At 73.2% G+C, this 13,484-nt stretch carries 12 protein-coding genes; 4 read left to right on the top strand and 8 right to left on the bottom strand.

From position 1 onward, the window contains the following. Positions 1 to 91: 91 nt before the first annotated feature. Entirely contained in the window at positions 92 to 610 is a 519-nt protein-coding gene (locus ACWDYJ_RS15195) for a GNAT family N-acetyltransferase (RefSeq protein WP_451565989.1), read from the top strand. On the opposite strand, the gene ACWDYJ_RS15190 is transcribed toward ACWDYJ_RS15195, so the two are convergent. Then, on the bottom strand, positions 562 to 1,170 hold the full coding sequence (locus ACWDYJ_RS15190) for a cysteine hydrolase family protein (RefSeq protein ID WP_451565988.1): 609 nt from the start codon (positions 1,168 to 1,170) through the stop codon (positions 562 to 564). The genes ACWDYJ_RS15195 and ACWDYJ_RS15190 overlap by 49 nt on opposite strands. Before the next feature lie 113 nt (positions 1,171 to 1,283). On the opposite strand from ACWDYJ_RS15190, the gene ACWDYJ_RS15185 reads away from it, so the two are divergent. Both ACWDYJ_RS15185 and ACWDYJ_RS15180 read left to right on the top strand, forming a co-directional pair. Next, on the top strand, positions 1,284 to 2,270 hold the full coding sequence (locus tag ACWDYJ_RS15185) for a GlxA family transcriptional regulator (protein WP_451565987.1): 987 nt from the start codon (positions 1,284 to 1,286) through the stop codon (positions 2,268 to 2,270). Beyond that, the gene (locus tag ACWDYJ_RS15180; protein WP_451565986.1) at positions 2,267 to 5,062 is read left to right on the top strand and encodes a SpoIIE family protein phosphatase; all 2,796 of its coding nucleotides are present in this window, start codon (positions 2,267 to 2,269) and stop codon (positions 5,060 to 5,062) included. Before ACWDYJ_RS15185 ends, ACWDYJ_RS15180 begins: the two co-directional genes overlap by 4 nt. Before the next feature lie 52 nt (positions 5,063 to 5,114). On the opposite strand, the gene ACWDYJ_RS15175 is transcribed toward ACWDYJ_RS15180, so the two are convergent. Next, a complete protein-coding gene (locus ACWDYJ_RS15175) occupies positions 5,115 to 7,178 on the bottom strand; it encodes a SpoIIE family protein phosphatase (RefSeq protein ID WP_451565985.1) in 2,064 nt (687 codons plus the stop codon). Positions 7,179 to 7,394: 216 nt separating this feature from the next. Between ACWDYJ_RS15175 and ACWDYJ_RS15170 the strand changes: the two genes are divergently transcribed. Continuing rightward, positions 7,395 to 7,766, top strand: coding sequence for a YybH family protein (locus tag ACWDYJ_RS15170; protein ID WP_451565984.1), 372 nt, complete (start codon positions 7,395 to 7,397; stop codon positions 7,764 to 7,766). Here ACWDYJ_RS15170 and ACWDYJ_RS15165 read toward each other — a convergent pair. The 6 genes from ACWDYJ_RS15165 to ACWDYJ_RS15140 all read right to left on the bottom strand — a co-directional run bounded on the left by ACWDYJ_RS15165 (position 7,763) and on the right by ACWDYJ_RS15140 (position 13,362). Beyond that, positions 7,763 to 8,239 carry a DUF3574 domain-containing protein gene (locus ACWDYJ_RS15165; RefSeq protein WP_451565983.1) on the bottom strand — a complete coding sequence of 159 codons (477 nt, stop codon included), beginning with the start codon at positions 8,237 to 8,239 and terminating at the stop codon, positions 7,763 to 7,765. The genes ACWDYJ_RS15170 and ACWDYJ_RS15165 overlap by 4 nt on opposite strands. A 5-nt stretch (positions 8,240 to 8,244) precedes the next feature. Further along, positions 8,245 to 9,207 carry a DNA-binding protein gene (locus ACWDYJ_RS15160; RefSeq protein WP_451565982.1) on the bottom strand — a complete coding sequence of 321 codons (963 nt, stop codon included), beginning with the start codon at positions 9,205 to 9,207 and terminating at the stop codon, positions 8,245 to 8,247. Beyond that, the gene (locus tag ACWDYJ_RS15155) at positions 9,204 to 10,412 is read right to left on the bottom strand and encodes an MAB_1171c family putative transporter (protein ID WP_451565981.1); all 1,209 of its coding nucleotides are present in this window, start codon (positions 10,410 to 10,412) and stop codon (positions 9,204 to 9,206) included. Before ACWDYJ_RS15155 ends, ACWDYJ_RS15160 begins: the two co-directional genes overlap by 4 nt. Next, a complete protein-coding gene (locus ACWDYJ_RS15150; RefSeq protein WP_451565980.1) occupies positions 10,409 to 10,903 on the bottom strand; it encodes a toxin in 495 nt (164 codons plus the stop codon). Before ACWDYJ_RS15150 ends, ACWDYJ_RS15155 begins: the two co-directional genes overlap by 4 nt. A gap of 301 nt (positions 10,904 to 11,204) precedes the next feature. Beyond that, positions 11,205 to 12,410, bottom strand: a complete 1,206-nt coding sequence (locus ACWDYJ_RS15145) for an amino acid aminotransferase (protein WP_451565979.1) — start codon at positions 12,408 to 12,410, stop codon at positions 11,205 to 11,207. Further along, positions 12,403 to 13,362 (bottom strand): DMT family transporter, encoded by a 960-nt coding sequence (locus ACWDYJ_RS15140; protein ID WP_451565978.1) that lies wholly within the window; start codon positions 13,360 to 13,362, stop codon positions 12,403 to 12,405. The genes ACWDYJ_RS15145 and ACWDYJ_RS15140 overlap by 8 nt, the downstream gene beginning before the upstream one ends. Positions 13,363 to 13,484 lie beyond the last annotated feature (122 nt).

Raw genomic sequence — 13,484 nt, 5'->3', positions numbered from 1 at the left:
GTTGAAGGTCCCCGCTCGGGGTCCGGGCCGGCGGCCGTCGCCGGACGCCTATTCGCTGCGCGCCGGCGCCTTGCCCTGATAGCCCTGGGCCATGGAACAACTGACGACGGAGCGCCTCGTGCTCGTCCCCCTGGACCCGCAGCGGGCCCGGCTCCTCGCCGCCGGTGTGCCCGGCCCGCAGGCCGGGTGCGCACCCGGATACCCCGACCCCGGGGACCGGGCGGCGGCCGAGCGCTACCTGCGGGTGTTGGCCGAGACGGGCGATCCCCTGCCGTTCGGCGCGTACGAGATCCGGCGGCGCGCGGACGCTCTGACGATCGGCGGCGCCGGCTTCCACGGTCCGGCCGACGCCCGCGGCCGGGTGACGGTGGGATACGGCTTGGTCCCCGCGGCCCGGGGCCGGGGTTACGCCACCGAGGCGCTGCGGGCTCTGCTGGAGCACGCCCGCCGGCACGGTGCGAGCGGCGTCGAGGGCGACACCGACCGGGAGAACACGGCCTCGCGGCGGGTGCTGGTCGCCGTCGGCATGCGGCTGCTGCGCGAGGACGACCGGCTGCGGTACTACGCGGTGGGCTGGGAGCCGTCCCCGCGGGACGCGGCCAGCAGCTGAGGGGTGGTCACCACGCGGGCGAAGCCGCCGCCCTGGAGGTTCACCGCGGTGGCGGCCGTGAGTTCGTCGGCGGTGAGGGCCAGCCCGGCCGGCCCGGTGAGGTCGAAGGTGTGGGTGGCGTCCAGCGGCACCAGGACCCCGTAGCCGAGGTTGCCCGCCATCCGGGCGGTCGTCTCGACGCACATGTTGGTCTGGATCCCGGCGACGACGAGCTGGCCGATGCCCTGGGCGGTGAGCCAGTCGGCCAGGTCCGGGGTGCCGTAGAAGGCGGAGTTGACCGTCTTGGTGATCAGCAGGGACTCGTGGCGGCGGGCCTCCACCAGGTCCTTGAAGGCGTGGCCGGGCTGGTCCGGGGCGAGGGGGGAACCGGGGCGGGAAGCGTGCCGTACGAGGACCACCGGGCGGCCGGTGGCCTGCCAGGCGTCCATCAGCGCGGCGATGTTCTCCTCGGCGGCCGGGTTGTTGCGCGGCCCCCAGAAGGAGGTGTCGTCGAAGCCCTGCTGGACGTCGACGACCAGCAGGGCACTGTTCGCGTCGAGGTCGATCGCGTTCTCTGTCATGGCTCCATCGTGTGCCTCGGCCCCTCGCCGTCACAGGCGCCACGACGACCCGAACCGATGGGATCCTGCCAGCCTGGCAGCACCGTCCGGGACGGCTCTGGCAGCATGGCCGCATGCACCGCGTCGCGATCGTCGCCCAGCCCGGCATCCGGAGCTTCGATCTGGCCGTCATCACCGAGGTCTGGGGCCCGGACCGCAGCCGTGCGGGCGTCCCGCCCTTCGAACTGCGCCGCTGCGCGCTGGGCACCGGCCCCATCGCACTGCCCGGCGGACTGACCCTCACCCCCGACCGCGGCCTCGACTGGCTCAGTGGGGCCGACCTGATCGTCGTACCGGCCCTCGCCGAGCCCGGCGACCCGACGCCCGAGCCGGTGCTCGCCGCCCTGCGGGAGGCCCACGCCCGGGGCGTGCCCGTGGCCGCGCTCTGCGCCGGGGCGTTCGTCCTCGCCGAGGCCGGGCTGCTGGACGGCCGCCGCGCGGTGACGCACTGGTGGCTCGCCCCGCAGCTCGCCGCCCGCTACCCCGCGGTGCTGGTCGAGCAGGCCCCGCTCTACGTCGAGGACGGCGGGCTGTGGACCTCCGCCGGTGTCGCCTCCGGGATCGACCTGTGCCTGCACCTCGTACGCGAGGCCCACGGGGCGGAGGCCGCCGCCGCCATCGCCCGTTCGATGGTGACCGGTCCGTTCCGCACCGGCGACCACGCCCAGTACCTGGACCGGCCGACTCCGGCCGCCGACCGGACCGCCGAGACACTGGCCGCCGTACGGGAACAGGCCCTGCGCCGGCTGCACGAGCCGCTGGACGTGGCCACCCTGGCCCGCTGGGCGGGCATGTCGCCCCGCTCCTTCGCCCGGCACTTCGCGGCGGCCACCGGCACCACGCCCCACCGGTGGCTGCTCGGCCACCGCCTGGACGAGGCCCGCAAACTGCTGGAACGCACCGACCATCCCGTCCCGGAGGTGGCCCGGCGGGCCGGTTTCGCCAGTGAAGTCACCTTCCGTCAGCACTTCGGCGCGCACCTCGGACTGAGCCCCCGCGCGTACCGCGCGGCGGCGGCCACCACACCCGCACCCGGGGACAGTGTTAGAAAGGGCTCATGACCGCACGTTCGGGTCGACACAGGGAAGCGCGACGGGCCCGCCTGCTCGCGCACCTCTCCCTGGCCCGCGGCAGCGTCGCGGGTCAGGTCTTCGCGCTCCAGGCCGTGCTGGTGCTGGTGCTGATCGCCGCGGCCGTGCTGGCCCTGGTGCTCCAGGCGCGCTACGACAGCCAGCGCGACGCCCGTAACCGTTCCCTGGCGGCCGCCGAGGCCTTCGCCCACGCCCCGGGCCTGCCGGCGGCCCTGGCGTCGCCCGATCCGACGGCCGTGCTGCAACCGCTGGCCGAGGGGGCGCGCCGGGCCTCCGGCGTGGACTTCATCGCCGTCATGACCACCGACGGGATCCGCTACACCGACTCCCGGCCCGAGCTGATCGGCCGGCGCGCCGCCGGCGACCTCGCGCGCGCGGCGGCCGGGGAGTCCTTCACCGAGACGTTCACGGGCGATCCCAGTGACGCGGTCCGCGCCGTGGTCCCCGTCCGCGACGCCCGAGGGGCCGTCGTGGGCCTGGTCGCCTCCGGGATAGACGTCCAGAACGTCGGCGACGCGGTCGAGGGCCAGCTCCCGCTGCTGCTCGGCGCGGCGGCGGGCGCGCTGCTGCTGGGCACCGGCGGCGCCGCCCTGGTCAGCGGCCGGCTGCGGCGCCAGACCCGGGGCCTGGGCGCGGCCGAGATGGCCCGGATGAACGAACACCACGAGGCGGTGCTGCACGCCGTACGCGAGGGCGTCCTCATCGTCGGGGCGGACCACCGGCTGCTGCTCGCCAACGACGAGGCCCGGCGGCTGCTGGACCTGCCGGCCGATGCCGAACAGCGGCACGTGAACGACCTCGGCCTCGATCCGCGGACCGCCGAACTGCTGGTCTCCGGAAGGGGCGCGACGGACGAGGTGCACCTGGCGGGCGACCGGCTCCTCGCCGTGAACGTACGCCCCACCAAGCCGTACGACGGCCGGCTCCTGGGCACCGTCATGACCCTGCGCGACACGACCGAGCTCGCCGCGGTCTCCGGGCGCGCCGACGTGGCCCTGGAGCGACTCCAGCTGCTCTACGACGCCGGGGTGCGCATCGGCACCACCCTGGACGTGGTGCGCACCGCCGAGGAGCTGTCGGAGGTCGCCGTCCCCCGCTTCGCCGACTTCGTCACCGTCGAGCTGCTGGAGCCGGTGCTGCGCGGCGACGAGCCCTCGTCCGCCTCCGGAATCCACACCGAGATGCGGCGGGCGGCCATGAGCGGGGTGCGCACCGACCAGCCGCTCCAGCCGGTCGGCGACATCATCCGGTTCGTCGTGCCGACGGCCCCGATGGCGGCCGCCCTGTCCGGCGGGCACGGGGTGCTCGCGGCCGATCTGCACGAGGCCATGGGCTGGCGGGCGCAGGACGCCGACGGGACCAGGACGGCTCTGGAGTACGGACTGCACTCGCTGATCTCCGTACCGCTCCAGGCCCGGGGCGTGGTGCTGGGCATGGCCAACTTCTGGCGGGCCGCCGACACCCCGGAGCCCTTCGACGAGGAGGACCTGTCCTTCGCGGAGGAGCTGGGGACGCGCGCGGCCGTCTCCATCGACAACGCCCGCCGCTTCACGCGCGAGCACGCCACCGCCGTCACGCTCCAGCGCAGCCTGCTGCCCCGGGTGCTGCCCGACGTGAGCGCGGTCGACGTCGCCTTCCGGTACCTGCCCGCGAAGGCCGGGGTGGGCGGGGACTGGTTCGACGTGATCCCGCTGACGGGAACCAGGGTGGCCCTCGTGGTGGGCGACGTGGTCGGCCACGGGGTGCACGCGGCGGCGACGATGGGCCGGCTGCGCACCGCGGTGCACAACTTCTCCACTCTCGACATGCCGCCCGACGAGCTGCTGGGCCATCTGGACGAACTCATCGACCGGATCGACCAGCTGGAGGGCGGCGAGCCGCGCGAGGGCGAGCCGGAGCGGCTCGGTGACGGCGGGGAGGAGACCGCCGGCATCACCGGGGCCACCTGCCTGTACGCCATCTACGACCCGGTCTCGGGCTACTGCACGATAGCCAGCGCCGGACACCCCGGCCCCGCCCTGGTCCACGCCGACGGGCGGGTGGAGTTCCCCGAGCTGCCCACCGGTCTCCCCCTCGGGGTCGGTGGCATGCCCTTCGTGACGACCGGACTGCGGCTGCCCGAGGGGAGCCGGCTCGTGCTGTTCACCGACGGCCTGCTGGAGGACCGCGACCGGGACTTCGACACCGGCCTCGCGCTGCTGGCCGAGACCCTGTCGCGGCCCGGCCGCAGCCCCGAGCAGGCCTGCGCGGACGTGCTGGACGCGCTGCTGTTCCCGGCGCCCAGCGACGACATCGCCCTGCTGATCGCCGACACCCGGCGCCTGGAGCCCAGCCGGATCGCGGAGTGGGACGTGCCCGAGGACCCGGCCGCCGTCTCCCGGGTGCGGGGCGCGGGCGCGGCGCAGCTCGCCGCCTGGGGGCTGGAGGACATCGCCTTCACCGCGGAGCTGATCCTCAGTGAGCTGATCACCAATGCCATCCGGTACGGGACGGCCCCGATCCGGGTCCGCCTGCTGCTCGACCGGAACCTGATCTGCGAGGTCTCCGACGGCAGCAGCACCTCCCCGCACCTGCGGTACGCCGCCAGCACGGACGAAGGCGGCCGCGGGCTGTTCCTCGTGGCGCAGTACGCCGAACGGTGGGGCACGCGCTACACGGAGCGCGGCAAGGTGATCTGGGCCGAGCTGTCGCGGAGCGGGGGCGGTGAGCCGCCGTTGCCGCTGGCGCTGGACCTGGACACTCTGGAGGACATGGCCTGGTGACGGGCCGGCAGGCCCGGTGCCCCGTGCGGCGGCGGCTACGGCGGCTGCGGTGCTACGGCGTCGTGCGGGCCAGGAGCACCGCCACGTCGTCCCCGGGGGCGCTGGGCAGCAGCTGCGCCAGGATGTGCTCGCACAGTGCCTCCAAGGGCTGGTCGGCCTGCTCCAGCGCCCGGGCGAGCCGGTCCAGCCCCTCGTCGAGGTCCCGGTCGCGGGCCTCGATCAGCCCGTCGGTGTACAGCGCGAGCAGGCTGCCGGGAGGCAGGGGCACCTCCTGGGTGCGGAAGTCCTGCCCGCCGGTGCCCAGCGGGGTCCCGGGCGGCCCGTCGAGGAACGTGACCCTTCCGTCGGCGCCCACGACGGCGGGCGGCGGGTGCCCGGCGCGGGCGACGACACAGCCGCCGGTGGCCGGGTCGTGGACGGCGTAGACGCAGGTCGCCATCTCGTCCTCGCCCAGGTCGGCCACGACCGCGTCGAGCGAGCGGAGCATCCGGGCGGGCGGCACGTCGTGGCGGGCGAGGGTCCGCACCGCCGTGCGCAACTGGCCCATGACGGCGGCGGCGTGGATGCCGTGGCCCATGACGTCCCCGATGACCAGGCCGGTGCGGCCGCGGGGCAGCTGGATGACGTCGAACCAGTCGCCGCCGACGTCGTGGTCACTGGCGGGGAGGTAGCAGCCGGTGAGTTCGAGGCCGGGGACCACGGGCAGCGCGCTGTTGGTGAGGCTGCGCTGGAGGGTGAGGGCTGCCTGCCGCTGGGTGGTGTACATCCGGGCGTTGTCGATGTTGAGCGCCGCGCGCGCGACGAGCTCGTCGACGAGTACGCGGTCCTGCGCGTCGAACGGCTCGCGCCCGCGCACCCGGGTCACGACGACCGCGCCGAGCACCTTGCCGCGCGCGACCAGCGGCACCATCCGCGCGGATCCGAGGGTGGAGAGGTAATCGCGCAGGCGCTCCGCGCGCGGGTCGGTGATCAGGGCCGGGATGTCGGAGACGTACAGGTTCATGGGCACGCCCTCGGCGATGACCCGTTCGTAGACCGTCCCGGCCGGGATCTGGAAGGTCTGGCCCGCCGTGAGGGAGGCGGTGGGCGCGGCCGGGTCGGGAAAGGTCGCCGCGAGCCGGCGCATGACCCCGCGCGTGGAGGCGGCGGCCGTGGCCGCCTCGTCGGGGTCGAGCACCGCTTCGAGGAGCTGTACGTCGGCCGAGTCCGCGAGCTGCGGCACCAGCAGCTCCACGATCTCCTGGGCGGTCTGGTTCAGGTCCAGGGTGGTCCCGATGCGGGTGCCGGCTTCGGCGAGGAGGGCGAAGCGGGTACGGGCCCGCTCGGCCTCCAGCTGGGCGCGCTGGCCCTCGGTGATGTCGATGAGCGAGGCGATCAGGCCGAGGCGGCGGCCGCTGCCGTCGAGCAGCGGGGCGTACGAGCAGGACCAGGTCCGGTCGTGCAGGGGGTCCGCGGGGGTGCGTCCGGTGCGGCGGACGTCGACGACGGCGGTGCCCTCCTCCAGCACCTGCCGCATGGTCGCCTCCAGGGCGGTGGCGTTGACCCCGGGCACGACCTCGGTGAGGCGTTTGCCCACGTGCTCGGCGGCGGGGACGCCGTTCATCCGGGCGAGCGCGTCGTTGACCCGCAGGAAGCGCAGGTCGGGGCCGAGGGTGCCGAGCCCGATCGGGGACTGGGTGAAGAGGCTCTGGAGCGCGGCGAGGGAGTCCCGCATGCGCAGGACCTCGGAGGTCTCGACGGCGATGAGCATGGCGCCCGTACGGCCCTGCGGGTCGGCGGCGGGCACGATCCACATCTCCATCGTCACCTGGTGGCCGTCGCGGTGGCGCACGGGCAGGGTGCCGACGACGGTCTCACCGGCCTGGACGCGGCGGGTCAGCTGCTCGGCGAGCTCGCGGTTGGCGTCGGGCACGAGCACAGCGGTACCGAACCGTCCGATGATGTCCTGCGGACGGTGACCCAGCAGGTCCTGCGCGGCCAGCGACCACTCCACGACGCGCCCGTCCGCGTCCTCCCGCCACAGGGCGATCGGCAGCAGCTCGCGGAGCACACCGGCGTACCCGACAGCCGCCACCGGCTGATCGGGCACCTCGCTCGTCGAGTGGAAAGCGTCCAACGCACCGACCTCACCCCGGGGGGCCTGATACCTACCGATTCACCCTATCCGAGGGCTCCGCGCGGGGCGCTGCGTGGACCAGGTCCGCCCCTACAGCCCCGGCCTCCCATAACTGTTGCTTCTGCTTCGAAGAAGATCCATCTATTGGACTTATGTACGAGCGTGTCCGAGAGTGAAGGGGCCGACCCCGGCGACGACGGAAGGAACCCTGTGCTGATGAACGAGAAGGCATGGCGCCCCGAGGACCTCACCCGGCTGTTCGTCGAGCGCGCCAACGCGGCCGACGCGGCCGGCATCGCCGCGCTCTACGAGGAGAACGCGGTCATGGCGTATCCGACGGGCAGCCTCACGGTCGGCCGGAAGGCCATCCAGGCCCTGTGGGAGCAGGTGCTGGTCCACGCACCGCACTTCGAGCGGGAGAGCCCGCTGCCGACCCTGATCGCCGAGGACATCGCGCTCACCTCGACCCCGCCGAAGGACGGCGCGGGCGCCCGGGCCCAGGTGGTCCGCCGCCAGCCCGACGGAAGCTGGCTGCGCCTCCTGGACCAGCCGGAGTTCGCCCCGCCCGCGCCGGGGAACACCCCCTAGAAGTCGGCCAGCACCCGGGCGTCGGCCCGGCCGACGGACTCCAGTTCCCACATGTCGCAGTACAGGCGGCGGATGTACTCGATGTCGGCGTTGCGGGCGTGCGCCTCCGTGGCGGGATAGAGCACCGTCAGCTCGAACGACCGCTCCCGGTTGATGTCCCCGTCCTTGTCACGCCACTGTCCTCTGCCTTCCTGGATCGTCAGTCCCGACGGGAATCTGGGCGTGACGACCTCGGCGACGAAGGTGTTGAACTCCTCGTCCGTGATGGGCGGGTGGCCGTTGTGGCGGCCGGTCCCGAAGTACAGCTGGGTCGACACGAAGGGCATGCCCTGCTCGGTGGCGCTCTCCTGCGCCGCCGCCGGGGCGACACGTGTATCCAGGCCGGTGCCGGACGTGGGTCCCGCGAGGGCGAGGAGCAGTACGACCGCCGCGAAGACGGTGGCCGCGGGCATCGATACCCGTGCGTTGCGCATGTGGATCAGTCCCTGTCTGTTGGAGTGGGGAAGTACCGGTCGGGGGTGGCGGCCCCGACCGCCGGGGCGGGCAGGGACTCGAGCAGGAAGGCCGCCGCGTCCCGCAGCGGGCGCGGGGCGTCGGCGCGCCGGAGCAGGCCGGTGGCCGTCCGGCGGAGCGTCTCGGTCGTCCGTACGGACCCGATACGGGCGGCGCGGGGGGCGAGGTCCGCGATGAGGTCCTCCGCTTCGCTCCAGGCCCCGGCCCCCGCCAGGGCCGAGAGGAGCTCCGCGGTGAACAGGTGCCGGTAGGAGGGGCCGGGAGCCGTGGCCGCCCGGTGCAGGAGCGCGATGGCCTGGTCCCACCGGTGCAGCCGGGCCAGTACCCAGCCCCGGTGGCCGAGCAGTTCGCTCTCGTCGATCCACCAGGCCCAGTGCGGGTCGCGGCGGGAGACGCCGTCCAGGAACCGGCTCCGCGCGCGGGAGATCAGCTCCAGCGGCTCCCGGTGGCCGCCCAGCACGGCGGTGGCGTGCGCCTGGCGGATCAGGACGAGGCTGGCGACCCTGGCGGGCAGCGGCCGAGGACCGGTCACCCGCGCGGCGGTCTCCAGGGCGGTCCGCGGATGCCCGGTGTGGGTGGTGAGCATGCTGTGGTTCAGGAGCACCAACCGGGCCGTCCAGCGGTCGCCGCACAGACCGGCCAGGGCCAACGCCCGGGCGTTCATCCGGTGGGCCCGGCGGTAGAGGCCCGCGTCGAAGAGGATCCAGCCGATGACCTCGCACAGCTCGGAGAGGGCCGCGAGCCGGTCACCGTCGTGGCCGCGCAGGTGTGCGGGGTCGGCCGCCACGTCCGGGATGCGCCGCACGGCCTCGCGCACGGCGGGCACGGCGGCCGTCGCGCCCTGCGCGGTGTCGATGGCCACGAGGCGCTGCGTGGTGCGTAATGCGGACAGGACCGCTTCGTCGCGGTCCTCGTGGCGCGGTGTCATGACAGGAGGCGGGCTTCGGCGCGCCCGGGGTGGTCCTCGCCGAGGGCGGTGAAGGAGGCGGCCACTTGGCTCAGCCACTCCACCTCGTCGCGGAAGTCGTCGTAGGGCGGGCGCGCCGGGATGTCCGACGCGTCGTCCGGTTCCGCCCGCTCCTCGGCGGGACGGCTCAGTACGGCGCGCAGTTGCAGCGCTTCGCCCAGGGGCGAGGTGGGGTCGTCGGGCAGGCCCAGGGAGCGGGCCACGCGGGAGAAGTCGGCGAGGGAGAGCGAGGCGCGGAGCATCAGCTGCGCGTCGCGTATCTCGATGACGCGCCGGTAGAGGCGGTAGTGCGGGTCGCGGGGCGGTACGAGGTCACGCGGCCAGGAGCGCGGCGGGTCCAGCGCGATGTCCGGCGAGGCCTGGTAGAGCGCCCACCACAAGGGCCGCAGGCGCAGGTAGGAGCGGTAGCTGCGGATCCATCCCCGCGCGCGGGTGACGTGGATGCCCCAGGAGGGGATGGTCCAGCCGGTGATCTGTAGCAGGGCGCCGATGCTGCCGCTCGTCCACTGGACGGGGTCGAGGGCGGCTCCGTCGTAGTGCAGCCGGGTGCCGGCGATCTGGATGCCGCGCGTGACGCAGTAGACGAGGATGAGGCTCGCGCCGACGGTCACGGTGCGCATGCCGACCTTGAGCCACTGCCGGTTGGCCAGCTTCGTGAAGCGCAGGGACAGCCGTACGGTCTCGAACTGCCCCACGGCGCAGATCAGCAGGTAGAACGACATGTACAGCGCGTACCTGCCGTCCTGGATGCTCAGCAGGATCGTCGAGGTGGCCGTTTCGGACTTCGTCGCGGGGCCGACGGCCAGGGACACGGTCACCAGCACGCACAGCGCGGCGCCGAAGAGCAGCACGCGGCGGCGGGCCATGCGCCGGGCCTCGGCGGGCGGGGACGACCAGTAGACGAGGACGACCTGCTGGGCGGCGGTGAGCACGACCACCGCGACCTGGGTGATCAGCGAGGTGATGTTCGGGAGGCCCAAGAAACCGGAGATGTGCAGCCGCAGGGCGTCCAGGTCGACCAGGAAGCTGATCCCGGAACAGAGGAAGTAGACGCACAGCGCCCACAGGGCGATGTCGTGCCTTCTGCGCAGCAGGTCCGGAAGCCGGTAGGCGAAGGCCGCGAGCCCGCCGACGGCGCAGACCCACGCGAGGACTCCGTAGATCACAGCCACCCCTGGTCCGGCCTGCCGAGACCGCTTTCGATGCGGGCGACGATCTCGGCGGCCTCGTCCGGGACGCCCCAGGCCCGTTCGTCCCACCGTTTCGTGGCCCGGGCCAGGATCAGCGATGCCATGGTCTCGGCTTCCTGCTCCTCGTCGTCGCTGTAGCGGGAGCGCATGAGCATGCTCCGTACGTCCGCCGGGTCGACGTCGGAGAACAATTGGCTCGGATCGCTCTGGTCCAGTTGTACGGACCCGCTGTGCTCCAAGGCGATATGGGACAGTTCGTGGGCGATGATGTGTTCTTTGTGTGACGGCGAAGCCGCCTTCTCGAACACGATGATGTCGAAGTCATCCATTTTCAGCCAGATGCCGAAAAGGTGGGGCTCCGGGAAAGGTGACGAAATCAGATGAATGGGACGCCGGCGCTCTTCACTCAGATAATGGTGGAGTTCGTCGATGCCGCAACCGTGCTCCATGCCCCACTGCGCGAGCATCCCCTCGCAGGTACGGCGGACCTTCTTCAGGCGCCGCCTGATCCGTCGGTCCTCCGACGTCGGGAACGCAGAGCAGGGTAACTTCATCCTCAGTCCTCCGGCGAACCCCAGCGCGGCCGCCCTAGCCCGGTCATGCTGTTGCCTTCACCCCTGGCCGACCGGGAAAGAGATGAGTCGTCATCTCGGAAATGCCGTACCGCACGGCCCCTCGATTCCCGAGCAGACAACGCCGCCATGATGCCATACGGTCAACAGTGCGATGTCTGCGGCGAGTTCCATCCGGCCATTCCCCCCGCCGGATTTACCTCGACATGTCGGCCGCGCCGAGGACGGACGCGATGCCCTGTGCGAGGGAGGGGATTCGGTGGGCCGCGATTCCCGCGATGTTGATCCGGCCGGACGTCGTGCCGTAGATGGCGAATTCCCTGCGCAGCCGCAGCATCTGCGGCGCCGTCAGCGGCAGCATCGAGAACATTCCCTTCTGGCGCGCGAGCGATTCGGCCCGCACCTCGTGGCCCAGCGCGCTCAAGTGCACGGTCAGGTCCTTGCGGTTGGCGGTGATCCGGCCCCGCATCACCTCCAGTTCCGCCTGCCAGGCGGCCCGCAGTCCGTCGTCCTCCAGGATCGTCGTCACGACGGCGGCGCCGTGCTCGGGCGGCATCGAGTACAGGGTCCGGGCGGCGTTCTGCAGCGCCGTCTCCGCGTGCCGCACCGCCTGGCCCGAAGCGCCGACGACGATGGCGCAGCCGGTGCGGTCGCTGTAGAGGCCGAAATTCTTCGAACAGCTGACGGCTATGAGCATTTCCGGTACGCGCGCCGCCAGCATGCGCGTGGCCAGCAGGTCGGCCTCCAGCCCGTCGCCGAGCCCGTGGTAGGCGAGGTCGACGAACGGAACCCAGCCGCTCTGGACGGCGAGGTCGGCCAGCGCCTCCCACTCGTCCGGCGAGGGGTCGACGCCCGTGGGGTTGTGGCAGGACCCCTGGAGCAGGACCACGTCGTCGCGCCGCGCCCCGCGCAGCTCGCGCAGCACGCCGCTCGCGTCGAAGCCGCCGCCGGCGTCGCACCAGCCGTAGGTGCGCACCTTCAGCCCGGCGGCCTCCAGGATGGGCCGGTGGTTGACGTAGGCCGGGTCGCTGATCCACACCGTGGTGCCGGGGCGGGTGCGGCAGATCAGATCGGCGAGCAGTCGCAGCGCGCCGGAGCCGGCGACGGTCTGCACCGCCGCGGCCCGGTCGGCCGCTCCGTCCGGGCCCGGGCCCATGACCATGGCGAGCAGGGCGCGGTTGAAGGCCGCGTTGCCGGAGAGCCCCCGGTACTCCTTGGACGCGGAACGCTCCGCCAGCCGGATCTCGGCCGCGCGTACGGCGGCCATGACGGGGGTGCGGCCGGTGTGGTCGCGGTAGACGCCGAGGACGAGGTTCATGCGCTCGGGCCGCTCGTCGGCGCCGAACTCGTACGTCAGGTCCCACAGCGGGTCGGTGGGCGGCGGGGGGAGGAGCTCAAGCATCTGCGGGCACCTTGGTCGTGGGGCGGCGGTTGGCGAGGACGACGCCTGCGGTGATGAGGGGGACGCCGATCAGCACGGCGAGGGTCGGTGATTCGTCGAGCAGGGGAATGGCGAGCAGCACGACGGCGACGGGGCTGAGGCTTCCGACGACGGAGCTGCGCTCGGCGCCCAGGCGGCGGATGGCGAAGGCGTACAGCAGGCCGGCGCACAGTCCGACGCCGAGGCCCTGCACCACGAGGAACATTGCAATGTCACCTGTGGCGGCGTGCGCCAGACCCGTCGGGAGCACCCCGGTCAGGATCAGGAGCCCGATCACCGCGAAGGAGGGCAGGCACAGCAGTCCGATCGACCCGACGGGATCGAGGTCCACGTCCCGCAGGCCGACCGTGTACAGGGCCCACAGCCCGCTGGCCACCAGGAGCAGGCCGGCGCCGGCCAGCACGTCCGTGTCCACGGGGACGACGTAGCGCCAGACGAGGGCGGCCACCCCGGCCGCGATGAGCGCGAGCCCGGCCGGCTGCGTACCGCGGGGCAGGCCGTGACCCCGGGCGACCATCAGCGCGGAGACGAACAGCGGGACCATCCCGGGGACGATCGAGCCGACGAAGGCCGCGGAGGTCAGGGCGCCGCCCTGCATGGCCGCGAGGAAGAACGGCACCCCGGCGCCACAGATGATCTTGGCGGCGGGGCCCGGCCGCACCGCCGCGATGCGGCGACGGCGTCGCCACAGCGCGGGCGCCAGGACCAGCAGGGGTACGCCGAAGCGCAGCAGGGCCGCGTCGGCGGGCAGGAGCGTGGAGGCGGCCAGGGCGCGGGCGCTCAGCGCGAAGGCGGCCCAGATGGACACGGTCACCAGTAGCGCCAGCATGCCGACGGCCTGCGGGGAGAGCCGGCGGCGGCTGCTGCCCGGCGGCCCGGGAGGGGCGGCCGCCAGGGTGTTCGTCGCGACCAAGGGAGATGCTCCAGCCTCTGGGACCCGTCCGGTCCGTTCCCTGCAACGCTAGGGCTTGAGGCGGGGCAGCCGATTGCCAGTTCTGTCTCCCGGACGTACGTTTGGGGCAGGATCTGCCAAGG

This window comes from Streptomyces sp. NPDC003042 (assembly GCF_053591315.1).
The sequence above is the reverse complement of the archived record's forward strand: the minus strand, read 5'-3'. Positions and strand labels throughout refer to the sequence as shown.